General features: G+C 46.2%; 25 protein-coding genes. All 25 read right to left on the bottom strand.

The window, feature by feature from the left end; translation table 11 throughout:
• Positions 1 to 10: 10 nt before the first annotated feature.
• The 25 genes from fliN to VIA_RS11840 all read right to left on the bottom strand — a co-directional run bounded on the left by fliN (position 11) and on the right by VIA_RS11840 (position 26,008).
• A complete protein-coding gene (gene fliN / locus VIA_RS11960) occupies positions 11 to 421 on the bottom strand; it encodes a flagellar motor switch protein FliN (RefSeq protein WP_004413260.1) in 411 nt (136 codons plus the stop codon).
• A gap of 20 nt (positions 422 to 441) precedes the next feature.
• A complete protein-coding gene (gene fliM, locus VIA_RS11955; protein WP_004413259.1) occupies positions 442 to 1,491 on the bottom strand; it encodes a flagellar motor switch protein FliM in 1,050 nt (349 codons plus the stop codon).
• Between the two features lie 7 nt (positions 1,492 to 1,498).
• The gene (gene fliL / locus VIA_RS11950) at positions 1,499 to 1,996 is read right to left on the bottom strand and encodes a flagellar basal body-associated protein FliL (protein WP_004413258.1); all 498 of its coding nucleotides are present in this window, start codon (positions 1,994 to 1,996) and stop codon (positions 1,499 to 1,501) included.
• Positions 1,997 to 2,031: 35 nt separating this feature from the next.
• Positions 2,032 to 4,050 carry a flagellar hook-length control protein FliK gene (locus VIA_RS11945; RefSeq protein ID WP_004413257.1) on the bottom strand — a complete coding sequence of 673 codons (2,019 nt, stop codon included), beginning with the start codon at positions 4,048 to 4,050 and terminating at the stop codon, positions 2,032 to 2,034.
• A gap of 135 nt (positions 4,051 to 4,185) precedes the next feature.
• Positions 4,186 to 4,626, bottom strand: a complete 441-nt coding sequence (gene fliJ, locus VIA_RS11940; protein ID WP_004413256.1) for a flagellar export protein FliJ — start codon at positions 4,624 to 4,626, stop codon at positions 4,186 to 4,188.
• Positions 4,627 to 4,632: 6 nt separating this feature from the next.
• Positions 4,633 to 5,955 carry a flagellar protein export ATPase FliI gene (gene fliI, locus VIA_RS11935; RefSeq protein ID WP_004413255.1) on the bottom strand — a complete coding sequence of 441 codons (1,323 nt, stop codon included), beginning with the start codon at positions 5,953 to 5,955 and terminating at the stop codon, positions 4,633 to 4,635.
• The gene (gene fliH, locus VIA_RS11930; protein WP_004413254.1) at positions 5,955 to 6,755 is read right to left on the bottom strand and encodes a flagellar assembly protein FliH; all 801 of its coding nucleotides are present in this window, start codon (positions 6,753 to 6,755) and stop codon (positions 5,955 to 5,957) included. Before fliH ends, fliI begins: the two co-directional genes overlap by 1 nt.
• 27 nt (positions 6,756 to 6,782) lie before the next feature.
• Positions 6,783 to 7,838 carry a flagellar motor switch protein FliG gene (gene fliG / locus VIA_RS11925; protein WP_004413253.1) on the bottom strand — a complete coding sequence of 352 codons (1,056 nt, stop codon included), beginning with the start codon at positions 7,836 to 7,838 and terminating at the stop codon, positions 6,783 to 6,785.
• Entirely contained in the window at positions 7,831 to 9,579 is a 1,749-nt protein-coding gene (fliF, locus tag VIA_RS11920) for a flagellar basal-body MS-ring/collar protein FliF (protein ID WP_004418599.1), read from the bottom strand. Before fliF ends, fliG begins: the two co-directional genes overlap by 8 nt.
• A 15-nt stretch (positions 9,580 to 9,594) precedes the next feature.
• Entirely contained in the window at positions 9,595 to 9,906 is a 312-nt protein-coding gene (gene fliE / locus VIA_RS11915) for a flagellar hook-basal body complex protein FliE (protein ID WP_004418601.1), read from the bottom strand.
• A gap of 97 nt (positions 9,907 to 10,003) precedes the next feature.
• Entirely contained in the window at positions 10,004 to 11,404 is a 1,401-nt protein-coding gene (locus VIA_RS11910; RefSeq protein ID WP_004418602.1) for a sigma-54-dependent transcriptional regulator, read from the bottom strand.
• 2 nt (positions 11,405 to 11,406) lie between these two features.
• Positions 11,407 to 12,465: a sensor histidine kinase gene (locus VIA_RS11905; RefSeq protein WP_004413249.1), complete on the bottom strand. Its 1,059-nt coding sequence runs from the start codon at positions 12,463 to 12,465 to the stop codon at positions 11,407 to 11,409.
• A 122-nt stretch (positions 12,466 to 12,587) separates the two neighbouring features.
• A complete protein-coding gene (locus VIA_RS11900; RefSeq protein WP_004413248.1) occupies positions 12,588 to 14,054 on the bottom strand; it encodes a sigma-54 dependent transcriptional regulator in 1,467 nt (488 codons plus the stop codon).
• 276 nt (positions 14,055 to 14,330) lie between these two features.
• The gene (gene fliS / locus VIA_RS11895; RefSeq protein ID WP_004413247.1) at positions 14,331 to 14,741 is read right to left on the bottom strand and encodes a flagellar export chaperone FliS; all 411 of its coding nucleotides are present in this window, start codon (positions 14,739 to 14,741) and stop codon (positions 14,331 to 14,333) included.
• A 15-nt stretch (positions 14,742 to 14,756) separates the two neighbouring features.
• Positions 14,757 to 15,080 (bottom strand): flagellar protein FliT, encoded by a 324-nt coding sequence (locus VIA_RS11890; protein ID WP_004413246.1) that lies wholly within the window; start codon positions 15,078 to 15,080, stop codon positions 14,757 to 14,759.
• Entirely contained in the window at positions 15,067 to 17,088 is a 2,022-nt protein-coding gene (gene fliD / locus VIA_RS11885; RefSeq protein ID WP_004413245.1) for a flagellar filament capping protein FliD, read from the bottom strand. Before fliD ends, VIA_RS11890 begins: the two co-directional genes overlap by 14 nt.
• Positions 17,089 to 17,107: 19 nt before the next feature.
• Complete coding sequence (gene flaG / locus VIA_RS11880; protein ID WP_004413244.1) at positions 17,108 to 17,536, bottom strand: flagellar protein FlaG; 429 nt, start codon at positions 17,534 to 17,536, stop codon at positions 17,108 to 17,110.
• A 71-nt stretch (positions 17,537 to 17,607) separates the two neighbouring features.
• A complete protein-coding gene (locus VIA_RS11875; protein WP_004413243.1) occupies positions 17,608 to 18,741 on the bottom strand; it encodes a flagellin in 1,134 nt (377 codons plus the stop codon).
• A 229-nt stretch (positions 18,742 to 18,970) separates the two neighbouring features.
• On the bottom strand, positions 18,971 to 20,104 hold the full coding sequence (locus VIA_RS11870; RefSeq protein WP_004413242.1) for a flagellin: 1,134 nt from the start codon (positions 20,102 to 20,104) through the stop codon (positions 18,971 to 18,973).
• Positions 20,105 to 20,339: 235 nt separating this feature from the next.
• The gene (locus tag VIA_RS11865) at positions 20,340 to 21,473 is read right to left on the bottom strand and encodes a flagellin (protein ID WP_004413241.1); all 1,134 of its coding nucleotides are present in this window, start codon (positions 21,471 to 21,473) and stop codon (positions 20,340 to 20,342) included.
• A gap of 146 nt (positions 21,474 to 21,619) precedes the next feature.
• Entirely contained in the window at positions 21,620 to 22,522 is a 903-nt protein-coding gene (locus VIA_RS11860; RefSeq protein WP_004413240.1) for a Dyp-type peroxidase, read from the bottom strand.
• A gap of 82 nt (positions 22,523 to 22,604) precedes the next feature.
• The gene (locus VIA_RS11855) at positions 22,605 to 23,063 is read right to left on the bottom strand and encodes a DUF2919 domain-containing protein (RefSeq protein WP_004413239.1); all 459 of its coding nucleotides are present in this window, start codon (positions 23,061 to 23,063) and stop codon (positions 22,605 to 22,607) included.
• A gap of 93 nt (positions 23,064 to 23,156) precedes the next feature.
• Positions 23,157 to 23,594, bottom strand: a complete 438-nt coding sequence (locus VIA_RS11850; RefSeq protein WP_004413238.1) for a cytochrome c-type biogenesis protein — start codon at positions 23,592 to 23,594, stop codon at positions 23,157 to 23,159.
• Positions 23,595 to 23,598: 4 nt separating this feature from the next.
• Complete coding sequence (locus VIA_RS11845) at positions 23,599 to 24,135, bottom strand: DsbE family thiol:disulfide interchange protein (RefSeq protein ID WP_004413237.1); 537 nt, start codon at positions 24,133 to 24,135, stop codon at positions 23,599 to 23,601.
• Complete coding sequence (locus VIA_RS11840) at positions 24,113 to 26,008, bottom strand: heme lyase CcmF/NrfE family subunit (RefSeq protein WP_004413236.1); 1,896 nt, start codon at positions 26,006 to 26,008, stop codon at positions 24,113 to 24,115. The genes VIA_RS11845 and VIA_RS11840 overlap by 23 nt, the downstream gene beginning before the upstream one ends.

Genomic DNA, 26,008 nt, shown 5'->3' with positions numbered 1-26,008 from the left:
GTACCTTACTCTATCGAAGCTTTTTAATACGCTCTGTTTGACTAATTACATCAGTGAGACGAATACCAAACTTATCGTTGACGACAACCACTTCGCCGTGCGCGATCAAGGTACCGTTAACCAATACATCGAGAGATTCACCCGCCAAACGTTCTAGCTCAACCACTGAACCTTGGTTCAATTGCAGTAAGTTGCGAATGCTGATTTGCGAACGGCCAACTTCCATCGAAATCGTGACCGGAATATCTAGAATTGTATCGAGCTTACGGCGCTCATCTTCTGAAATTGGAGACGAGGTATCTTCTAGCTCATCAAGCTGAGCATTCATCACTTCATCGACATCAATACTTGGTGCACTTGGATCTTCACCTAATGCGGCAGCCCATTCGTCCGCCAGCTTTTGGTCGTCACTCGGTTCCATACCTGTTACCTGTTATTCTCTTAATCTTCAATTTCGCTATCGTCTTCTTCTAGCTCGGAAATAACATCCTTACCGAGGAAGGCAATATCGGTTTTCACCACATCAGGGCGTTTAATTTTTTCTGAAACTTGTACCGCAAGCAGCTCACCAGAACGACCCATCTTAGTCCTGAATGTTGGCAGTTCTTCAACAAACATGGTGGCGTGCTCTGGCATATTAATTGGGATAATATCGCCCGGCTGTAACTCCATTAAATCGCGTAGCGAGATATCTTGCTCAAGCAGTTGTACGCGGAAGTTCACCGGCACATCCATAATTTCCTCGCGAAGTGCTGTACTCCATCGAACATCCGTTTCCATCTTGTCCGATTGAACACCCGCATCGAGCAATTCGCGGATCGGTTCCACCATGGAGTACGGCATCACCACATGGAAGTCACCGCCACCACCATCCACTTCGATATGGAATGAACTGACGACAATCACTTCCGTCGGGCTGACAATGTTGGCCATACTTGGGTTAACTTCAGAGTCTAGATACTCAAACTCGACCCCCATCACGGGAGACCAAGCTTCTTTGTAGTCTTCAAAGACAATTTTCAGTAGTAGTTGAACGATTCGACGTTCAGTCGGAGTAAACTCACGCCCTTCAATACGTGCATGGAATCGACCATCACCACCAAAGAAATTCTCTACCAAAATGAAAACCAGACGCGCTTCCATTGTGATCAGCGCAGTACCTTTCAAAGGACGGAAACGTACCATGTTCAAACTGGTTGGGACATACAAGGTATTTTGGTATTCACCAAACTTCATCATTTGTACGCCGTTGATCGATACCTCTGCGGTTTTGCGTAGCATATTAAACAAGCTGATCCGCATATGGCGGGCAAAGCGCTCATTGATAAGCTCCAAGGTCGGCATTCGACCACGGACAATTCGATCTTGCGATGAAAAATCAAACTCGACCGCACTGGCATCGGTGGGGGTTACGTCCTCTTCCACCTCATCGACATCGTCGACACCATGTAAGAGTGCATCGATTTCATCTTGGCTTAATAAATCGGTCACTTGGCACCTATTGCATTACAAAATCGGTAAACAGTACACGTTCGATGACAGGCTGACCTACTGCGCGATTTAAACTCGCTTTAATGTCGTCTGTTGCTTTATCGCGTAGTTCAACACGCCCATTGACGGTTCTTAGCTGATCAACCGTCGCAGAAGCAAACGTGCTGAGAAGCGAGCTTTCAATCAATGGCGAATGATAACGAGCAAGGTTTTCATTTTCCGAGCCGCGCACCATGAGCTGCACTTTAATCTGAACTAAGCGATCTTTCTTGTCACCAGTTACGTTGAATAAGAACGGTTGAGCGATATTGACATAAGCGACCGGATCGGTCGGTGTAACCACTTCTTGTTGTGTCGCTTGCTGCGTTTCTGCCGAGTCATCTGAGCCCATTAAGAAAAAGGCTGCACCACCACCGCCAACTAATAAGACAACAGCGGCAATAATGATGATCAGTAATTTTCCCTTCCCTTTCGGCGCTTCTGGTTCGATTTCTTCGACTGCCATAACTTAACGTTCTCTATTTATTTGTTTTTTACAGTTTAAGCGTAATAGCTAATTCCATCACGCTTTGCAGCGACATTCAAATCAAGATTGATGTCTGCTTCAAGGTTTTCTTCACCAGAAACACCTTGATTGCTGTTACCTTGACCAGTTTGTCCCTGTCCGGCGTTTGCGTAACCTTTTTGCTGCTGTCCGGCTTGTTGCTGAACAGAGCTATCATTCAATTGTACACCTTGTTGCGCAAGCATTTCGCGCAATCTTGGCATCGACTGCTCAATTACATCACGAGCTTGCTGATTTGCGACCGTAAAATGGACCGTTGCCGCATCACCATTCATATTCATACGAATCTGCATTCGACCCAATTCAGGCGGATCCAGTCGAATATCAATGTTTTTGAGATTCTTCGATAGCATCATCTGGACACGTTCTGCAACCTGCTCGCTCGCCATCTCTCGATTGAGTTGAAGGGGCGCTTGAGCTGCGATTTGCTCAGCACGAGCCTGACCTAGGGACTGTGTACCTTGAGCACCTGCGGCCTGAGATAGCTGTTGAGCGAATCCGCTTTCTTGGCCAGGTTGCTGGCTTTCACCATTTTTCGCTAACTGGCCAATGCTACCTGCCGCTTTTGCGCCCAGTGCTGCTTTGAGCAACGCTTGGTCTTGATTGATGGCAACGTTTGGCGCTGCCGCTAGCTGCTGCATTTGCATCGCAGCTAAATCAGCAGGCATTGCAGCGGCAGCCTGTTGCACCGATTGAGATTGCAACGCGGCATGCGCAGCTTGTGCTTGCTGTTGAGTCAACGCTTGTTGGACTGACTGCGCGACGGCGGCTTGCTGCGCTTTAGGGGCCATATCATGTTTTATCGCCACTTCATCGCTCACGGGTACATCAGTTGATGTAGCCCAAGGAATTGCGGCCGCAGCAGCAACTGGAGCAGCGGCTGCCATATTTGGATCCATCTCACCATCAACAGAGGCAGGCGATGTGGTTTGAGTTTGATTAAGCTTAGGCGAATCCTCAATGCTCGCTTTGGTCTGCACGGGTGCCTTGCCTGTTTGAGTTGCACTTGCCGCAACCGCCGCTGTCATACCCACAGCAACAACTGGTTCAGCGACGTCTTCTGGTGATACCTGAGTCACTGGCGCATTTTCAGCTTTCAACGCGTCTGTATCTATGTTCTTGACCTGTTCTGCATCACCTTGAGCTTTCACTTGCTCAATTTCTTTAGCTAGCTCGCTGTCCGCCTGGCTCACCGCTATCGCTGCTGCCGCTGAGCTAGACAGAGGGGTTTGAGACTCAGACTCGTTCTGCTGATCAGCCTTCGGTGCTTGCTGTTGAATAAAAGGGGCTACGGATGCAGGTACTGCGACTTCTTCCCCATCAGCACTCATCACGGTTTGGGTATCACGCTCTGATTTTTCAGCCGCAACAGGCTGACGGTCTGTGCCCACGTCTGCTTTTTCAGCTGTTTTCAGCTCTTTGACATCGACTTCAACCTCTTCCGCTGCCAACACTTTAGCGGCTGGCTTAGCGCTTTCATCTACTGCGCTTTCACCCTTCACTTGTTGAACGTCCTGAGGCAACTCTTTGCCGTCTTTTGGCTTTAAGGCATTGTTTGATTCATTGAGTCGCTGCAATACTTCATCATTTTCGGAGACAATCTTACTGGCAGATTCACTCGGTGCTGATTTCGACTCTTGCTCCGCTGTTTTCTGCGCCGAAGAAGCCGACTCAGACTCACCTTCACTTTTCGTTGATGCTTGCTGAGCAGAACCATCATCGGCAGCGAGCAGCTCATCGGTACTTTGTGCTTCTGTCTTGGCGACTTTTGTTTCACTGACTTCACCATCAGATGAAACCTCACTATCACCTTCATTTTCAACAGATTTTACACTTTCCGTACCACCTTCAGCTTTTCCTTCACCCTTGATCATAGCGGCGAGTTTGGAAAAGAAACCGCCTGATTCAGACGCGTCTGATGCGACCTCTTCTCCAGAGGCAACACTCTTGGCCGCTTTTGGGCTTTCTGATACCGATGATAGATTGATATTCATAGAAGACTCACTCACTGTCGCTTAAGGGGATAACCTCAAGAGCAAAAAATGCCGATGTTGATTGCATACAAACTAGTTATTGCACTGCAAAAAATGAGCCAAGTTAAAAAGCGGGGTGAGATATAGCGGTCAGGGCTAATTAGATAGACGTCGTGAAAATTGTAGCGTCGAGAACTCATCCATTTGCTTTTGCTCTCGCTGATGCTCTAGTCGCTGTTTCTCGGTCTGTTTTTTTTCAATCAGCCACTCGTATGAGCGACGCTGCTTACGACTTTCTAGCCAGTTCTGCTCACAGCCTTCCACTTGACTCTTAAAGTGGGTTTCTGCTTGTTTCTGTTTCGCCAGTGTTTCATCTAACGTCGTTAAGAAGCGATTAAGGTGTGAATACTGACTCGCACTTAATCCTTGCTGGCCACGGTCTACAAGCTGCTGACAATAATCTAGACGATACTTTTCTATCTGCTCGAGCTGTTGGTAGTAACCATCAAGCTCAACCCGAGCTTGATTTAACGCCATCACAGCTTGGCTTTCACGTTCCTTAACCTGTTCTAACAAAAACTCCAACGCGTTTTCCATCAGCGATTACTCCCCATGCAATAGGCGACTTAACATGTTGACGCACATGTCGTATGGCACCGTCTCTTTCATCGTTTGCTGCAAATAAGCATCAAGTTTAGGTTTAATAGTGAACGCACCATCGATTGCAGGATCAGTTCCTGGCTTGTAGGCACCAATCGACACGAGGTCTTGGTTCTTACGGCAAATAGACAACACTTGGCGAACCGCTTTTGACATCAGCACATGTTCTTCAGAGGTGATCTGTGGCATCACACGACTGACCGATTTCTCGACATCAATTGCAGGGTAATGACCAGCGTCAGCCATTTCACGAGAGAGCACCACGTGACCATCAAGAATTGCGCGTGAAGCATCCGCGATTGGGTCTTGAAGATCATCCCCTTCGGTCAGGACCGTGAAAAAGGCAGTAATCGAGCCTTGATCCGGACTGCCGTTACCCGCTCGTTCAACCAAAGCTGGCAACTTAGCAAATACCGATGGTGGGTAACCTTTGGTTGCTGGCGGTTCACCAACCGATAGTGCGATCTCACGTTGAGCTTGAGCAAAACGCGTTAGCGAATCCATCAGCAATAATACGTCTAACCCTTGGTCACGGAAGTACTCCGCAATCGTCAGGGCGGTTTGACACCCTTTTAATCGCATCAATGGTGAAGAGTCTGCAGGAGCCGCAACCACCACTGAGCGTTGACGTCCATCGACGCCCAATATTTCTTCGATAAACTCTTTAACTTCTCGACCACGCTCACCAATCAAACCCACAACAACAACTTGCGCAGTTGTGCCTCGGGTCATCATGCCTAGTGTTACCGACTTACCGACACCAGAACCGGCGAATAGGCCGATACGTTGGCCTTTACCGACAGTCAGCAAGCCATTGATCGCTTTGATGCCCACATCAAGTGGCTCAGAGATCGGCTTTCTCGCTAACGGGTTAATCGGTTCGGCGTTAAAAGATGCGCGTTTTTCTGTGTAAAGAGGACCTAGTCCATCAAGTGGATTACCAACACCGTCAATTACTCGGCCAAGCAGTTCCATCCCTACAGGTAGGCCGACGTCTCCGGTCATTGGCGTCACTTTCGCGCCAGGTAAGATGCCCGTGATTTGTTCACTCGGCATAAGGAATAGGCTTTCTCCTGAGAAACCGACCACTTCCGCTTCCATTTCACCGTGCATTGTTTCTACTTTGCACAAGCTACCAATTGGCGCTCTACAGCCAGTCGCTTCAAGAGTAAGACCAACCACACGCACCAATTTGCCTGAAGCAACGGGGCGGCAAGTCAGCCCTTGAGATTTGTATTGAGAGAGACGGTCAGCAAGCGCGAGCATCAGTCACCACCTTGGTGGCGATTCACTCCACAAAAGCTTTGAATAACACTGCGAATGCGCTCTTCCATACGATAGTTAACGCTCGACTCACCCGCTTCAATCTGTACGTCTCCGCGGTTAAGTGCAGGCTCTGAATGTAAGGTCCAGTTTCTGAACTCCAACTCTTCTTGTCCGTATGACGAGCGAATGATTTCAACATCATCTGGGTGCAGTTTTAGGGTGATCGCGTGACCTGAAACTGGCAGAGACTCTACCGATTGTTTGATCGTATCTAAGATAACTTGAGGATTGGTTTGCACTTCAACGTGAACCACTTCTTTCACGAGCGCGAGTACCATATCCACCAGTTGCTTTTCCACCTGAGCATTCATCAGCTCAAGAGGCTGCGCAAACTGGTTAGCAAGACCGATAAAGGTTTGAACTTGCTGCTGAATAAACTCTTGTCCAGCTGCAACACCTTCAATTTTGCCCGACTCGACGCCTTCTTGATGGCCCTCTTTGAGTCCTTGCTCTTTGCCTTTTTCGTAACCTTGTTTAAAGCCCGCTTCTTGACCTTGATGCAAACCTTCCTGATAAGCTTGCTGCTTAATCAGTTCGATCTCTTCTTCGGTGAGTTCAGTCGGTACTTCTTCTTTGACAGGCTCAGAAATTGGCATCCAGCTAGGGTCATAGTTCATCGCAGTGTCGCGCGCTTTTTTATGAGTCTGCGCTGTATAATCAGGCATACCCCAACGCTCTGGTTTTTCGACCAGTTCATCACTATCTAAACGTAAAAAACCACGCTTTCTTTCCCCAGACATAGATACCTTTATCTCACTTTATTGCGATTATAAGAACTCATCCGCACCGCCGCCCAGCATTAACTCACCTGAGTCAGCCATGCGTCGTGCAACCGCCAAAACTTCTTTCTGTGCTGCTTCCACATCGGATACTTTGATTGGAGGCATCGCTTCCAGATCGTCACGCATCATCTCAGCAGCACGCTTAGACATGTTCTTGAAGATCTTCTCACGTAGAGAATCATCTGCACCTTTAAGAGCACGTTGTAGTGCATCTTGAGGAACATCACGCAGCAATTTCTGAATACCTTGGTCGTCGACCTCGATAAGGTTCTCGAACACGAACATAAGATCTTGGATTTGCGTCGCCATATCTTCGTCTTGGTCGCGGATTTGCTCCATCAAGACACCTTCGACGTTGTTGTCCATGTAGTTCATGATCTCTGCAGCTGCCTTCAGGCCGCCAATCTTGGCCGCTTGTGCACCCGCTTGACCTGCGAACTGTTTCTCCATGATTTCGTTCAGCTCTGCCAATGCAGATGGTTGAACTTCTTCTAAGTTGGCAATTCGCATCATCAAGTCTAGGCGGTCACGCTCAGCAAACTGAGATAAGATTTCCGCAGATTGATCGGGTTCTAAATAGGAAAGAACAATGGTTTGGATCTGAGGGTGCTCGTTGATAATGATGCTCGCTACCTGACGAGGATCCATCCACTTCAACGAATCTAGGCCTTTAGAACCTGTACCCAATAGAATTTGGTCAACAAGGTTGTTGGCCTTATCTTCACCAAGAGCAGCGACCAATGCATTACGCATAAAGTCTTCGCTACCCATACCAATGTTGGTGTATTTCTGAATGTCTTCTAAGAACGCACGGTGAACCGCACCCACTTTGTCTTGGCTTAAGTCAGCTGCACGCGCCATAGCGCTACCAACTCGTTGAACTTGCTTTGGTTCTAGATGGCGAATAATGCCCGCTGCGTCTTCCTCATTAAGACTGAGTAAAAGGATCGCCGCGCGCTCTTCGCCCGGAATACTTGCTATATCCACGGTGTTTTCTGCTACCTCACCGCCCTCTTCCTGTGGAACTATTTCGTTAGGCATCCTGCATCCAATTCTTAACAACTTGCGCCGCTAGCTCTGGTTCGTTCGCTACAAGAGCTCGTACCGCTTTCAGCACATCTTCATCTTTATGTAAGTTAGGTAAGTCGATACTTGATCCAAACTCAAATAACTCACCACCGTCTAAATCACCGCCGATTAAGCTAGTCTCGCCATCAGCGCCAATTGGCATACCATCTGGACCGTATAGTTGGTCATCATCTTCATCAGATGCAGGGTTGAGTAGTTTTTTCATTGCTGGTCGAACGAGAACTAGCACGACAACAATAATCACTAGTGCACTTGCAAACCAACGGATCCAATCGTTGAAGTTTGGATGTTCCCAAATAGGCACATCAGCAATCGCTTCCGTTTCAGGAACCGCAAACTGCATACTAAGAACGTTGAGTAAATCGCCACGCGCTTCACTAAAACCAACGGTACCAATCAATAGCTGCTTAATTGAGTTTAGCTCAGCATCTGACATTGGCTGGTAGGTTGTTTCACCGGTATCAGGATTGACAATAGCTCGATTCTTAACCGCAACCGCGACTGTCTGGCGATTCACAACACCTGTTTGACGACGTTCATGGCTGATGGTGGTATCTAGTTCGAAGTTACGCGTCGCCTCTTTATGCACAGAGCCTTGACCAAGTAACGAACCGTCCTTCATTTGTGCGACATCTTGTGGAATAGACGCATCTGCCGGTGGTTGATTACTTAACGCTCCCGGTACACCGGCAACCACACTGCCGTTGTTGTAATCTTCAAGAGTGTATTCACTGCGTGTCGACGGAGTATTTGGATCAAAACTCTTACGAGTCTGTTCAACCGCACTAAAGTCCAGTTGGATATCAACTTGCGCTGTGTAGTTACCAAAACCCAGAATTGGGATCAGGACAGAGTCAATTTTTTCACGCAGTGCTTGTTCTTGCTTGCGCTCTAGCTCATGTTCTTTACGACGAGCTGAAGACGCGGCATCTTGTGTACCAGAGCTCAGCAAACGGCCATGTTGGTCGGTGACAGTAATACGGTTAGGTTTCATCCCCGGAACCGCGCTCGACACCATATCGACGACAGAATCGACTTCTTCTTGCTTTAAGTTGGTGCCCGTTTTAAGCGTCAGGAAAACTGAAGCGGACGCTTCTTGGTTATGGCGAACAAACACACTTTGTTTCGGTAGTGCCAGCAGAACGCGCGCTTTACGCACTTGCTTCATCTCTTCGATAGCTTTAGATAGTTGGCGCTCACGGCTAAGCTTAAGGCGCTCTTGCTCTAAACGCTGCGAAACACCAAAGCCCATATCTTGCAATAGGATGTCATCACCAGCCTGCTTCTCGTTATTAAGGCCGGCACGAACCATATCTAGCTTAAGGGTATTGAAGTCACTCGTTGGCACCAAGATAGTGTTGCCTTCAAGTTTATAATCCAGCTTTTGCTGATCTAGGTAGTCAAGAACAGGGATAAGCTCTTCTGTTTCGTACACCCCAAGTGGGCGCATTTCAGGCTCTTTCACCCAGAAGAACAGCATGACAATTAAGGCAACACAGATAGAAATAGAGAGGACGAGTACGACTTGACGTAATAGATCGAGGTCGCCGACAGCCATGTCGAATTTTGAACTGCTTTTTTCATCCAGATCTGGGTTTTGTATATCTGTATCCAAATCAGTAGTCGATAGCATAGTGCTATCCGGGCCACTATCAGAAACTGTCAGATCCGTTGATTGATTTTGTTCCGCCACAGACTTTACCTAAACTTAAACTGGCATGTTCATCAATTCTTTGTACGACTCGACTAACTTATTGCGTACTTGAATTGTTGCTTCAAAAGCGACGCTAGATTTGTTTCTAGCGATCATCACGTCGGAAAGAGAGACGTCAGCATCACCGCGGTCAAAACGCATTTGCATATTGCTGGATGCTTTAGAAAGGCTGTTAACGTTATTAATCGCGTTGTTGAGTAACTGACCAAAATCAGCACCAACCGTTTGACCTGTTGCAGCAGGCTTCGTCCCGCCCGCTTCAAACATCATGGCTTGCATTTCGCTTTGAAATCCGTCAATTCTCATCAAAACCTCAGTAGTCAACTCTTTGACTTAAATTAGTGCTAGATTAATGACGCAGCAATCCTCATGCCACGTCATTAAGAGTGTGGAAAATAACACGTTAGTTAGGAATATCAATCCCAGCATCGCGCATTTTTGCTAACTTGTAGCGCAAAGTTCGTGGACTAATGCCTAATTTTTCAGCCATTTCCTTTCTTCGCCCATTACACTCTTCGAGCGTTTCTAGAATGATGGCATATTCTTGGTCACGTAACTCACCACCTAGACCCGATCCAGCAGTTAAGTTTTTACTCATATCAGCAACTGGCTTGATATCAGGCACAATCACGTCACCACTTTCTACAGCGACTTGTAAGCTCGACGCATCTTGCCAATCTAAACCTTCTAACAAGATGTGTTCAGAACCAATATTGCTATTTTCACTCAGTATCAACGCGCGTTGTACGACATTATCCAACTCACGCACATTACCCGGCCATGGATACGCAAGCAGTTTTGCAATCGCTTGTTCTGATACGTTTGGAACTGGCATACCCAGTTTTTGACAGTGTCGTTCAACCAAGTGCTTAGCAAGTGGGGCGATATCGCCTTGACGCTCACAAAGCGCTGGCCACGCGATTGGGAATACATTCAGGCGGTAATATAAGTCTTCGCGGAAGTTACCTTCTTGCACATATTGCTTGAGGTCTCGATTACTGGTCGCAAGAACGCGTACATCAAGCTTAATGCTTTTGCGGCTGCCTAAACGCTCCACTTCACGCTCTTGTAAAACACGCAGTAACTTGGCTTGGAGGCTGAGATCCATTTCGCTGATTTCATCCAGCAGAATCGTACCGCCTTGCGCTTGCTCGAACTTACCCGGACACGCTTGAACCGCTCCAGTAAACGCCCCTTTTTCGTAACCAAATAGGGTCGCTTCCAACATGTTGTCAGGGATCGCCGCACAGTTAATCGCGACAAATGGGCCATCTTTGCGATTAGAAGCGTTATGAATGTAGCGAGACATCACTTCTTTACCTGAGCCACTTGGCCCAAGCACCATCACACTCGCATCGGTTTTCGCGACCTTATCTGCTAGAGCAAGAAGCTTGATACTTTTTTCATCCGCAACCACTGCGTCACCGTTGTCGTCAGACTTTACAGGGGCGTAGCGGCTGACCATATTCAACAATACTTCTGGCGCAAATGGCTTCGCCATATAATCAATGGCACCATCTTTCATCGCGGACACGGCGTCTTCGATGTTGGCATAAGCAGTCATCAGCAGCACCGGAAGGTTTGGCCAATGCTGTTTGATGTTTCGAAGTAGTGCGAGACCGCCCATTCCTGCCATCTGCACGTCAGAAACCACGATATCAACGTTATTGGATTTCAGTTTGACCAAGGCATCTTCTGCGCTGTCCGCTTCAAGCCATTCATAACCAGCTAGAGCGAGAGTATCAACCAATGCCTCGCGTAGACCTTCATCATCTTCTACGATTAATACCTTACTTTGAGCCATCATCATTCTCCAGTCATAGCTTCTTGGTCAGTGTGAGAGGTTCGTTCCAGTGGAATGCACATGGTAAAGCATGCGCCATCCCCCTCTTCTGAAATAAGTTCCAATCTTCCGTCATGCGCTCTGCAGACCATTTGTACCACGGCCAAGCCAAGGCCTGTTCCTTGAGAGCGGGTTGTAAAGAAAGGTTCCATAATCTTGTTTTGTAGCTCTTTCGGTACACCAGGGCCACTGTCTTGAACCGAAATTTTAAGCTCGCCATTTACTGGTCTAAAGAACACATCAACTTGAGATTCCTTGCCTGCAATTTGAATGGCATTCATTACTAAGTTGCTTAATGCAGAAGCAATCGCGTTGGCGTTACCGAGTAGCGTTGTCTGCTCTTGTTCAACTTCTAAGAAGTAGTCGATGTTATTGTTCTTGAGGCCTGTCTCTACCATCGGTGAGTACTCAGCCACTAAGTCAGAAATCGTAAACGGCTTAACAACTTTGTTGTCACCGCCCTTAGCAAACAACAGCATATCGTTCACTTGCTTCTCCAAATCGTGCAAGCGATCCATCAGCTTACTTTGGAAGCGATCTTTGGTTGCCGGCGGGAGGTTCGGAGCCGCCAAATTCGATGCATACAACATAGCACTCGACAGAGGTGTGCGAACTTGGTGCGCGAGCGACGCGACCATTCGGCCTAATGAAGAAAGACGCTGTAAGTCACTAATGCGCGACTGAAGCAATCGCGTTTCCGTTAAGTCAGTGATCAAAATCAGCTGACCCGTGGTTGATGCTGAAATTGCTAAACGGACTTTACGGCCATTTCTCAATGAAATTTCGTGGCCATCATCTTCACGGGGAGCAAAAGCTTGTTGAATCACTTCAAACCACTTTTCACCCTCTAGCGGAATTTCTAACAACCGCTGAGCTTCTGGGTTCGCTTCTTGAACCACGCCTTGCGTATCAAGCAGAATGACACCAGCAGGCATAACATCGAGCACTTGCTGATAACGTTCGACTTGTTGTTCTAAAGTACCTAGCGGCGTTTGGTTATCAGCCGGAGATGTTGAATGCATGACGTTTTTCTACCTTAAAAACTACAATAGCCTGACATGCAATAAGCACGCCAGGCCATTTATTAATATTTTCAACAACTTATCATTAAGTCGAAAATTTGACAGTCAACAATTCAATCAGTTTAACGCTGTAAGTTGTACTTTCTCATTTTCTCAACCAAGGTGGTACGACGCATACCTAGCATGTCCGCTGCCCTTGCAACCACACCACCTTGCGCTTCCAACGCTTGATTAATCATATTCACTTCAAGCTCTGCTAGCATCTCTTTCAAATTAACGCCTTCTGGCGGTAAGCTTTGCGGTGCATTGTCATGATCTTGGAACAGATCTGTCGATTCAAGGCTGAAATCTTCAGAAAAGATATCTTGCAGTGCATCACGTTCCTGCTCTTCAACCGATTCAACATTGTTGTACTCTGGCTGAAACTCGGGAATGTCACTGTATCGGTACTTAGTTGGCAAATGATTCACATCCACCAAGCTATTTGGATACAAGATGATCATCCGCTCTACCAAGTTAGCAAGTTCGCGAACATTACCAGGCCAGTCATGCTCGGTTAACGAGTTAATAGAGCGAGGCGTAAAGCAGATTGGCTGCGCACCTTCCGCTTCCATTCGAGTCATCAGCTCTTGCAACAACAATGGAATATCTTCGATACGATCACGCAGCGCAGGCATTTCGATTGGAAACACATTCAGACGGTAATACAAGTCTTCACGGAATGATTCATCATCGATCATGCTTTCTAGATTGCGGTGAGTCGCCGCAATGACACGAACATTAACGCGTATCGTGGTGTTGCCACCAACACGTTCAAAGCAGCGTTCTTGAAGAACACGCAATAACTTAACTTGCATTGGCATTGGCATATCGCCAATCTCGTCAAGAAACAGTGTGCCACCTTCAGCCAGCTCAAATCGGCCTTTACGGGCAGTTATCGCTCCGGTAAACGCGCCTTTTTCATGGCCAAACAGTTCACTTTCCAACAAGTCTGGAGGAATTGCACCACAGTTGATTGGGACGAAAGGCCCATTTCGACGCGCCGAATGGTAATGGATATTACGAGCAACCACTTCTTTACCAGTACCAGACTCACCCAAAATCAGCACGTTCGCTTCGGTACCTGAAACCTGCTCAATGAGGTGGCGCACCTCTTTAATGCCCATACTCTGGCCAACCAAACTACGGAACAAGGTGTTTTTACGCGAAGAAGAAGGAACGTTTACCCCTTTACGCCCAAGGAAGTCTTTACAGTGACGCAATGCTTCACTGAGCTGAGGATAATTTAACGGAAACTCGAGTTCACCGACATAGTTTGTCAGTTCCTCAACTGGATATGAATGCTTTCCGGCTATAAGAAGCGGAATATGATTAGCTTGGGATAACTTTTCACTCAGCTTGGTCGGCAGGCTATCGCTGCTCAGAGAACCCAAAATACAGCCAGCCCAAACTTGTGACCAATCGAGATCATCAAGTTGATCAGAGCTGATCGCCTCACATTGTTCCCCAACAAATTCTAAAATATTACTGAGATTGATACGCGCTTGAGCATCGTCTTCAACCACAAGTAGCTTTGCTAAACCCTGCATAGGTGAGATTGTTTGCCTTTTCTTTTTAAAACGGTGTGGCTGGATAAAGTTGCTAACGTTACGAGTAACTATAGTTCAGTTAAACCGCTAGACAATATATAAATTTCAGCAACAAAAAAAGCCACTAGGCTATATGTGGCTTTCTATTCTATTTTAAAAAAAAATAAAGGCAACCAAGCAATTAACTGATGTGATGTTAAGCCAAAATCAGCTTTTCGTTATTTTTAAGAAAAAGCTGACATTTAGCACAATCAATCTAAACGCTTGTTGATGGTTTTATATACCTACATCATTCGCCGTCAGGTTGTGATATTCGTTTGGAATTTGATCCCACGCTGACTTAATTTCGCGAATAATGTCGATAACATCGTCAATTGGCTGCGGATTGTTTTGGTGATTCGCTTCAGTAATCTGAGTAATCATAAACTCATATAATTGGTCTAGATTTTGAGCAATATCACCACCATCATCCATCGAAAGACAGCTGCGTAGACTAATAATTATGTCTAACGCTTTACCAAGGCGCTCACCCTTCATCGGAATATTGCCAGCTTGCATAGCCGCTTTACCCTGAATTAATCGCTCAATAGCGCCTGCCATCAACATTTGGACGATCTTATGTGGGGAGGCTGCACTTAGTTGGCTATCAACTGATACCTTTTTGTAAGCCTGTAATGAACCACGCATGATAACCCTCTTAATCTATAAAAACTTTTGATACTGCTGAACAGAACGTTTGCCGTGGCGGTATTTTTTTAACGCCATTGCCATTTCGTCAGTCTTGCTTTGCATCAATTCTACAACAGTTTGAGTGGTTTTCACCGCCTCTTGCCACTGCTGTTCGTGCTTGAGTTCTGGATGAACTTGTATCGCTTCCAGTAACTTTTGCAAAATCTGTTCCCTTGTATCGACTAGCTGAACGATTTCTTCAGCATTGATTTCTGCGACTGAAAGAGTTTCATGAATTTTGTGATCCAGATCTCCCAAAAGGGCAATATTTGCATCAAAGTCACTATCCAAGGGCATTCATCATACCTGCTAACTGTGACTGCATTTTACTCGTCGCATCTTGCATCGCCGAAAACTTGGCGTGTGTACGCTTCTCTAAATTCTCCATGCGGCGATCCAGTGCCGCTTGATCATCCTGCATACGATAATTACGCTCAACTAAGCTTCGCTCACGGCTGCGTATGGAGCCGGTAACCCCTGTTAGACCTTGAATCGCATCTTCAACCTTTTTCGCAAAGCCTTGGTTACCACCAAAAAAATCTTCGAGCTTATTAAAGTTATTGTTGAGTTGGCGATCTAACATTTCATAGTTGATCTCAAGATTACCCTGACGTGTGGTGGTAATACCAAATTCCGTCAATGTTTTTAGATCTTCGGGAGCAGGTTCAACTCGAGAAGAGAACACGGCCTTGAGTCGTGAATCTGCGCTACGTACGATGCTATCACCAGATAACGGACCTGCCATACCCGTTGTTGGGTCAACGCCGCCAAGCTCTTTAGAGACTTGATAGAACTGGTTGTAGGCTGCGACAAATTGTTCGATATCGTCTCGAACGCCTTGACGGTCATACTCAATGTCGATTTCCGATGCTGGCTTACCTCGCTCAGTACGACCTTTAATTGTCAGGTCAACACCGTCGATGGCATCTTCAATAATGTTGTTATCGCTTGAAAGTTGAGCCACACCATCGAGCATCACTTTTGCGTCTTGAGCAGACTGAACTTCTGTCATACCACGATAGGTATCAAAGGATTGTTGCGCTGCGTTTAGATCCGCTTGGGCTTTATCAATGCGCTCAAGATACTCGCGCTCTTCTTTTGGTATGTTCGCTCGTTCTAACTCTTTCGCCTGTTCAGGCGTTAACTCACCGGATGCAACACGTAGTTTCAAGGATGCTCTTTGATCCACAAAACCTTGTTCAATACGTGCTTTTTCAAAGTCCAATTTGGCTTGTGCTTCTTTAGGTGTGACATAAGAATCGGTCAGCGTACCAGAAGCGCTGTTTGACCAACCCGGAACATCGCCCATTTTCTCTTTGGCTTTCGCATCGAGTTGTGGCTCAGGTTCCCAGTACGAATCTAATAAGGTACCGGACGCTGTGGCTGTCCAGCCTGGAATGCGTTCTTCGGGTTTTAGGTATTTATTTGCGTCAATGCCCGCTTGAGCCGCAGCTGAAGTTGCACCGTTGGACATTTCATTACCCGGCGTCGCCTCTTTTGCTGCATTGGGATCGGCATTTATTGCCGCTTGTTTAGAAGTATCGGCAATTTCTTGATCTACAATTTTTGCCGCTTCGATGTTTCTTTGAGCAATTTTGTCGGCAATAAGTTGTTCAGCGGCACTGAGCGGAGAAAGCAAATCTTGAGCAGCGGCTCTTGCGCGCTCCAGATCTTTTACACGTTGTTCTAACGTTTTGTATTCGAGCTGTTTAAGGGCATCACCTGGCTGAGCATCAACCGTCATCGAAATGTCGTTATCTTGGCCAGATTTATTAGCAGCAACGATTAGTCGGGGCCCTGCCGTATCATTGATTACAGCGGCTCGAACACCAGGATTGGATTTACTGCCATTGATACCACGGACGATATCAATCAATTTGGAATTTTGTTGCACGTCAATGGAGAATTTTTTGTCCCCCAATGAAACCTGCAGCTTACCCGGACCAAATTTCGCATCTTCAGGAAGTACATCAGATGCAATTTTGTGGCTTTGGGCAAGCTGCAACACATCAATCGCATAGCGACCAGCGATAGCTTCAGTGGTTGCAGTTGCGGATACAACAGCTTCATCAGTCGATTCAACCGTTCTTGCGGCGAACGCTTTCTCCTGACGAAAGCTCGCCATCAAGTTTTTCATCGTATCCAGCGACTCTCTGAGTCGACCATAGGCACTGATACTAGAATCAATCTTGGTCTGCTCATTGTTGATACGTTGCTGCTTTGGTACGCGCTCCGCATCTACAATTTTGCTGACCATAGAATTGATATCCATGCCAGAATTCATGCCTATTGGGCCAAAACTCATTCACTCACCTCAAGTATGATTACACCGCCTGGTTGAAAAGCCCTGATGAATAACGGGCCGTTTGCTCTCTCAGTCGACGTAAGATCTCCAACATTTCCTCATCAGGGATCTGACGAATAATATCACCAGTATCCGCTTCATATATCGTTACAACATCTCTACCGGATTCTTCATCCACACGAAATGATAAGCCTTTATTGATGGAGGAAATAAAATTATTCATCTCTTCCACAATACGTTCTCGTTCTGCTCGATTCAGCTTTTCTCGCTCTTTTGAAGCTTCGATCGCCTTTTCGACACTCTGAGTCGCTTTTTCACTTATCTCCGTGGTAGAAACTTGCTCCTTTTTCGAGGAAACTTGCTGTACACCATCATACTTGGAAGCAATTTTAGTGCCACTTTCTGAGCCATAAGGCTGGACGTTCGATGTGTAGGATGGTATTTCCATAACGATCTCCCTTCCACCTTAGCAGGTCACAACATAATGTTGTGCCAATAAGCTCCTATCGAACCCATCGGTTAACCAAGTAAGCTAAGAGCTGCCGACGGAGACTGCTTCGCCTGTGCCAGAATAGAGGTACTCGCTTGCTGAAGGATCTGAGATTTCGTCATCGCAGTGGTTTCCTTCGCATAGTCTGTATCAACAATTCGACTACGAGATGCATTCACATTCTCGTTGATGTTGTCTAAGTTGCTGATCGCGTGACCAAAGCGGTTTTGGAATGCACCCAGTTCAGCACGTTGGCTATCTACAGTTTTCAATGCGCCATCGATCACAGATACCGCTAGCTGAGAGCCTGCAACTGTCGTTACATCTACATCAGCAACAGTACGATCTTCTGCAGCACCGAAACCAATTTCACCACCTAGCCCACCACCAATAGTGACGTCTGTAGCAACTTTATTAGATGCTGCAAAAAGCTGTAGTTTACCCTCTTCACCGACAGATGCTTTCACATCTTCACTTTGACCATTAATGTACGTTGCAAGCTGCTCGACATCGTCGCCAACTTTAGCATTGATGGTGATGTTTTTAGCTTCACCATGTACATCAGTATAGCCCAGTGTAAGGTCGGTCGCTCCTGCCGCAACGCCCCAATCAGCGTCTTTACCCGCGGTTGCAACGTATGCTTTACCACCCATATCTATGGTGTCAGAACGCATGTTGCCGATGCCTAGCTGTACAGCTTCACCAGAACTCGCTCCGATTTGGAAAGACTTGTCGCCAAATGTGCCGTTTAGCAGTTTATTACCACCAAAAGAGGTCGTTTCTGCAATACGGTTTAGCTCATCGTTAAGCGCCGTTACTTCTTCTTGAATCGCGATACGCTCGCCACGAGAGTTAGAGCCGTTTGAAGATTGAAGTGCCAAATCACGCATACGTTGGAGTATGTTGGTAGTCTCATTCATCGCACCTTCAGCGGTTTGAGCAATTGAGATACCATCATTGGCATTTTTTACAGCCATGTCTAAGCCACGGCTTTGTGAGTTTAAGCGGTTGGAAATTTGCAAACCCGCAGCGTCATCTCGTGCACTGTTGATTTTATAACCTGAAGATAAGCGTTCCATCGATTTCTGCATGCCGTCAGCTGCACCATTTAGGTAACGCTGTGCGGTCATTGCAGACACGTTCGTGTTTACATTAATTGCCATATTTGATCTCCTTCGGCATTAGGGCGATGTGCCGCAGTGTCTCTCACCTCACTTTGGCACATCTCATTTCTCTCAGTCCTTTAACGGCGAGCTAGAAAATACCTTTAGGAAAAAATTCAATTAATTGTGATTTTTTATCATTGAGCATATGAAATGTGATGGAGATCATTTATTTATCTCAGGCAAAAAAAAATCCAGCCGAAGCTGGATTTTTCATATCTAGATTTGATTAGCCTAGTAGGCTTAGTGCCGAGTTTGGCGCCTGCTTCGCTTGAGCAAGGATAGAACTTGAAGCTTGAGAAAGAATTTGCGACTTAGTTAGTGCAGTTGTTTCTTTCGCGAAGTCAGTGTCTTTGATACGGCTCTTAGATGCATTCACGTTTTCGTTGATGTTATCTAAGTTGTTGATAGCGTGATTGAAGCGGTTCTGGAATGCACCCAGCTCAGCACGGTGGCTATCTACATTTTTAAGTGCAGCATCAATAATACCAACAGATTCTTGCGCGCCACCTACAGACGTTACATCGATAGTATCAACGGTTACGTTCGTTGCTGCGCCCATTGAAAGCTCACCAGCAAGACCACCAGAGAATGATACTGCGCCGTCTACTTTATCTGCACCTGCGAATACTTGTAGCTGACCATCTTCGTTTACTGACGCTTTAACCATGTCAGTTTGACCGTTGATGTATGTCGCTAGTTCTTCAATATCGTCGCCTTCTTTCGCGTTGATAGTGATAGTTTGAGCAACACCGTCAGTGTCAGTTAGGTTAACTGTTAGGTCATTTGCGCCTGCAGCAACTGTCCAGCTTGAATCTTTAGCAGTAGCCGCTTGGAAGCTTTGGCCACCCATCTTAGAGTCATCAGAGCGCATGTTGTTTAGTGAAAGCATTACTGCCTCACCGTTGTCTGCACCGATCTGCATTGATTTAGTGCCGAACGTACCGTTAAGTAGCTTGTTACCACCGAAAGATGTTGTTTCAGCGATACGGTTTAGTTCGTCATTAAGTGCTGTTACTTCTTCTTGGATAGCAACACGCTCAGATTTCGAGTTTGAACCGTTAGCAGACTGTAGCGATAGGTCACGCATACGTTGCAGGATGTTTGTTGTCTCATTCATCGCACCTTCAGCAGTCTGCGCGATAGAGATACCGTCGTTCGCGTTACGTACAGCCACATCTAGACCACGGCTTTGTACGTTTAAGCGGTTAGAGATTTGAAGACCCGCTGCATCGTCTTTAGCGCTGTTGATCTTAGAACCAGATGACAAACGCTCCATTGAAGTTTGTTGAGCATTGTTCGCGCTATTTAGGTAACGCTGTGCTGTCATTGCTGATACGTTTGTATTTACATTCACTGCCATGGTGATTTCTCCGTTTGATTTTCCGATGTTTCCGGTTTCCGACGTCTCGGAAAACCAAAGTAGTTCTCTCAAAAGTTACATTTATTAACGGCGCTATTTCCAAAACCTTGAGGTTTTTTTTAAGTTTTTTTCGAAAAAAGTTCTATTGGTGAGAAAAGCGTGATTAAACGTTAATAAAGCCATTTTTTTGCTAAAGCTTTCGCTTCGGCTGTCGATATTGCTCTCTTGCCTTAAATTAACCGAGTAACGTTATCGCTAAATTTGGTTGTTGTTTAGCCTGCGCCAAGATGGATGTACTCACTTGCTGCAAAATTTGCTGCTTAACCATTTGGGTGGTTTCTTTCGCGTAGTCGGTATCTTTAATCCGGCTATTGGACGCTGAGAGGTTTTCGTTCACATTACTCAAGTTGTTGATGGCGTGATTAAAGCGATTTTGCATTGCGCCAAGTTCAGCTCGATGGCTATCGACATAATTGAGGGCGGTATCGAGAACGGAGACGGCCCTTTGCGCGCCCCCGACCTCAGAAATATCTATGTTATCAACCGCTTCATAACCAGCTAGGTTCATATTGAGCTCACTCGCTAGCCCACCAGAAAAGGAAATCGTTCCCGCCGTTTCCTTACCTGCCATAAAGATTTGCAGTTGCCCTTCTTCATTAACCGACGCTGATAGTTTGTCGGTTTGACCATTGATATAGGTCGCTAGCTCTTCAATATCGTCGCCTGATTTAGCAGTGATATTGATGCTCTCTTGCTGACCTTGAGCATTGGTATATTGCATGGTGAGATCTTGACTGCCCTGGGAAACTTGCCACGAGCTGTCTGCTTTACCTGCGGCAATATAGCTAAACCCGCCCATATCCAAACTGTCAGAACGCATGTTTTTCAGTGACACTTGTACCGCTTCACCAGAACTTGCACCAATCTGAAAAGAAGAGGATGAAAATGAACCATTGAGCAATTTTCGACCACCAAAAGAGGTGGTTTCTGCTATTCTATTCAATTCATCATTTAAAGCGCCCATTTCTTCTTGTAACGCATCTCGCTCAGCACGACTGTTTGAGCCATTCGCGGATTGCAACGAGAGATCTCGCATGCGCTGCAATAAATTGGTGGTTTCATTCATCGCCCCTTCTGCGGTCTGCATGATTGAAATACCATCGTTGGCATTACGCATTGCGACATCGAGCCCGCGCATTTGAGATTCAAGACGATTGGATATTTGCAAACCCGCAGCATCATCTTTGGCACTATTAATACGATTGCCCGACGCCAGTCTTTCTAACGACTGGTTGAGCAAGTCCGTCGCATTCGTCAGGTGACGCTGCGCGGTCATTGCAGAGACATTGGTATTAACAGTGATGGCCATGGTTAAGCGATATCCTTCTTTCAGTTACTCTTTGTATCGGCCAAACGGATTATTCTTTAAGGTAATTTGCATAAAAAAAACCGAGCACATAGGCTCGGTTGATCAGTGACTTAAGTCAGCATCACTATTTAAGTGATGGCATCGCGCTATTTAACGTTAAGCGCTTGCAGCATTTCTGCTGAAGGTGCAAAAAAGTAAGCTCCTGTCACAGCGGTTGTAAAGCGCAGCAATTGGTCAGTTTTGCCATCCGTTACACCGTACATGCTTTCTAGCATCGCTTTGAAGTTATGCAGTGTATTACAGTAAGCAATGAACAGCAGACCATGTTCACCTGACACACTACCGTATGGCAAGCTGTGACGAACAATCTTAAGGCCTTTACCTTCTTCTTTAATATCAACACGTCCAACGTGTGACGCTGCAGGTACATCGTCTAATTCGATAGAGTCCGGCTTAGTACGACCAATCACTTTCTCCTGCGCAGAAACGTTGAGACGATTCCAAGATGGCAGGTTGTGAATAAATCGCTGCACCATGACATAGCTACCACCAGCAAACTCACCGTGTGGAACAATCGCGACTTCTTCACGTTGTGCATCTTTCGGGTTCTCTGTACCGTCAACGAAATCGGTCATATCACGCGAATCTAGGTAGCGGTAACCATAAGTTTCATCAACCACTGACACGCTCTCAGAAACCTGAGCGAAAAACTTACGCAGTAGGTAGAAGTGCAAATCATGACGATTGGAGTGGCAGTGAATCAAAACATCGACATCTGAGCTAGGTGCGACTGTTTCACCTTCACCTAATTGTGGGAAGTCAATCAACTCACTCGGAACCGCTACATCAAGCTTGCTCCAAAAGGCTTTAGTAAAGGCAATTGACAGTGTCAGCTCTGCACCAGGCTGTTGAGCATTAAGTTCTTCAACCAATGCAGGTAGAGCTTGCAGCTGAGCTAACACGCCTTCGGCATCTTGGTTTACTTTCAACAAAGTGTATTGTGCAAATGGTCCTGCTTCAGGAAGAATTGCGCTTTGAGGGTATGACATTATGAGTTCCTCACTTAATTTTTTTGCTCAGTGTATTTCGTTTTGATTTCAAAGTATTGATAGCGATCATCGCTTGCTTCGATCACTGCATTGGAGGGTTATGAAAACTGTCTCTCACACTGCGGCTTCTCGCGACATAAATAATTAACCATAGCAGCAGTAACATCACCGCTCCATTCGCCCAACTGAAGGCGCCATGGACCAAATAAACATGATACATAGTCTGGGATAACTGCAAGGCAGCGGTCACGAGCGTGATGCTCCGTCCCCAAGCCACGATGTTATTGAGCCACTGACGCTCAGGACTGCGCAGGTTAACTAGCCACATCAGAGCAATACTAGGAACCCCCATCGCAAGGCCCAAATAGAGCATGGTGTGATCAGGGTAGACAATCGAAAGAATCTTACTACCACTCTCTCGACTTGCTCCGGCGACGACAAAGACTATCCAAGCTTTAGCTAAAAATAGCCAGCTAAACCAAAGCAGCTTCGGGGCTTTTAAAAAGCCATGCTTATCATATTGTTCTATTGCGTAACGCACTGATCGGTAACTACTGATTTGAAATTAGCTATTACTCTATACCAATTGGCATAATTTTCTATCAGTAAATTGTTAGAGCAAAGGAGGTAAGGGCTACGCTTTGATACGTTTAATCGACAAACCGATAAACGTAGCGAGTAACAAGATAGGCGCTAGCCATAATAAGGCATTCGATAGACTGAAAGAGGGTTTGTACAAAACGAACTCGCCGTAACGTGCGGTCATAAAATCAATCACTTGTTGCTCACTCTGACCTTGGTTGATTTTCTCAAACACGATTAGGCGTAAATCTTTCGCAATCGGTGAATTCGACTCGACCAAGTTTTGATTTTGACACTGGGGGCAGCGTAAAGATTTCGCTAACTCTATGGCGGTTTTTTGCAACTGAGGAGAATCAAACTCAAACAGTTCCACCTGAGAATTTTGCTGTGACGTTGCAGGGGCAAACAACTCTTGCGAGGCAAATGCCGCCTGAGCAAATAGCGCTAAAATCATCAGCATCACTGACAATGCTTGCTTACTCAGTGCCATCAGGTTAGCTCTCTCCAAGTTGAAAGTATTGAGCGAAGTACTTATTCCACACTCGCTCATTCAATACGCCAAGATGCTTATAAATAATGTCACCTTGTTTCGTCACTAGATACGTTTCGGGTGTGCCAACCACGCCTAAATCAAGCGCTAAACGCCCCTTAGGATCATAAATGACATCACGATAGGGGTTACCTAAATGGCCGAGGTAATTAAGCGCACCTGAACGTTGATCACGATAGTTTAACCCCACTATCGGTACACCAGATTGTTCTAGTTGATTCAAATAGGCATGTTCTTGCTTACATACCCCACACCAAGACGCCCAGACATTGACCAACTGATAATCATCTTTAAACAGTTGATCAGTTTGAATATCACCATCTCCATCAAGCCGCTCTACAGCCATCACAGGAAAGGCGCGTACAACAGGCGTTGATTGAGGCCCAAATTGTTGAGAGTTCAGCCCCGCAACCAAAAAACCGATAAAGCCGACAAGAACAACGACAAATATACTGATCTTATGCTTGCTTGATAATGCCATGGGCAACTCCTTTTCTCCGCGATGAAAGCAAAGGTATCACACCGCCAAGCATCGCCACTAGTGCCCCACCCCAGATCCAGCCTATATACGCTTTGTACTGAACTTTCACCGCGTAGGAATCGACGTCTACTTTACTGCCGAGCGTTATATAGTAATCCCCATGCCAGAACGATCGAATAGCCGGCTCACTCATATTCATCACACGAACTGGGTAGTGACGACGCTCAGGCATCAGCACAAACTCTCGTCCTTGCTGGGAGAAACGAATCAGCGCCCTTTCAGCCGTGTAATTGGGACCAATTGACCACTCGGTATCAAGATACTCGACCTGCCAGCCACCAAATTGCGCTCGGCTTCCCGTAGCCATCTTATGATTAACTTCAAAAGAGTGTTCACTATTCATCACTGCCCCGACACAACTTATCGCTAGGCCAATGTGAGCAAGGATCATAAATGAGAGTTTCGACTGTTTGATAGCAAGCAAGCTATGGCTAAGTAACACCCAAACGCCAAGCCCCCAGACAACCATCACCACAATAGATATCTGCTCCACTTGCGGCCAATACAGTAAACCGCCAACCACCAAAGCAACAACCAACAGCGCAGCTATCTTCGCGGACGAATAATACGAACCACGATGCCATTTAAATAGTGGAACTAACCCCATTCCAAACAGAGCTAACAGCGTCAAGGGTAAGAACAAGGTATTGAAGTAAGGGGCGCCGACCGAGATAGCACCAAGACCCAGTAGCTCATAAACCATTGGATAGAAAGTGCCAAGAAAGACGGTAAAAGTAGCAATAGCAAGCAGACCTACCGCCATTAGAGACAGATAACCACGCCCATTTAACGCCCGAATAGGCTCACTTTTAATCGCGTCGTTACGTTCAAACAGGAGAGAAAACGAACCAATTAAAGTAACAGCCAAAATCAGCAGCAACGCCACTCCTTTACTCGGGTCAACGGCAAATGCATGTACTGACGTTAGAACTCCAGAACGCACGATAAACGTCCCTAGAATGCTCAAACTAAACGTCACCAAAGCGAGGATTAACGCCGTTCGACTTTGTTGCTGATGTTTCTTAGCCGCTAGCATAGCGTGCAGCAACGCAGTACCAGTTAACCAAGGTAATAAAGAGGCGTTCTCGACCGGGTCCCAGAACCACCAGCCTCCCCAACCGAGTTCATTGTAGGCCCACCAAGAGCCAACTAAGATTCCCAAGGTGAGAAATACCCATGCAGATACTACCCAAGGTGTGGCTAATTTGATCCATTGAGTCATGTAATCGGGTTGCATTAATGCTGCCAAAGCAAATGCCAATACCGTCGAAAAGCCAATATAGCCAAGGTAAAGCAGTGGTGGATGAAAAATAAGCCCGATGTCTTGCAACATCGGATTTAAATCACGACCTTGTTCTAACCAAAATTCTGAATAAACAAAAGGATTAGAGGCAAGTAAGGTAAACCAACTAAACGCAGCGACAAACAATGTCATGATCCACAACACGTCGTTTAAATAACGCTGACTGATATTCGAAATGAAGCAGATACACGCTGACCATAGCGCAAGGGTAAAGACCCAAAACAACATTGAGCCTTCATGACCGCCCCACACCGCTGCCATTTTGTAGAACAGAGGCAGTGCAGAGTTAGAATGAGAGGCGACATAATGAAACTGAAATTGGTCGGCTATAAATAAGTAGCCAAGAATAATAAGGCTCAACAGTGCCAATGCACCGTTGAGCTTAGCGATTAATGATAAGGAGAGTGTTGAATCACCACCACGCCACTTTTGCCATGCATACCAAGCAGAGCTTAGTGAGCTCGATACCGCAATCCAAATTAACGCAAAGTGACCCAACTCTCCTACCAT

The organism is Vibrio orientalis CIP 102891 = ATCC 33934 (assembly GCF_000176235.1).
GTDB classification, from domain to species: domain Bacteria; phylum Pseudomonadota; class Gammaproteobacteria; order Enterobacterales; family Vibrionaceae; genus Vibrio; species Vibrio orientalis.
Note: the sequence above shows the minus strand (reverse complement) of the source record. Positions and strands in the feature narration are given on the sequence as shown.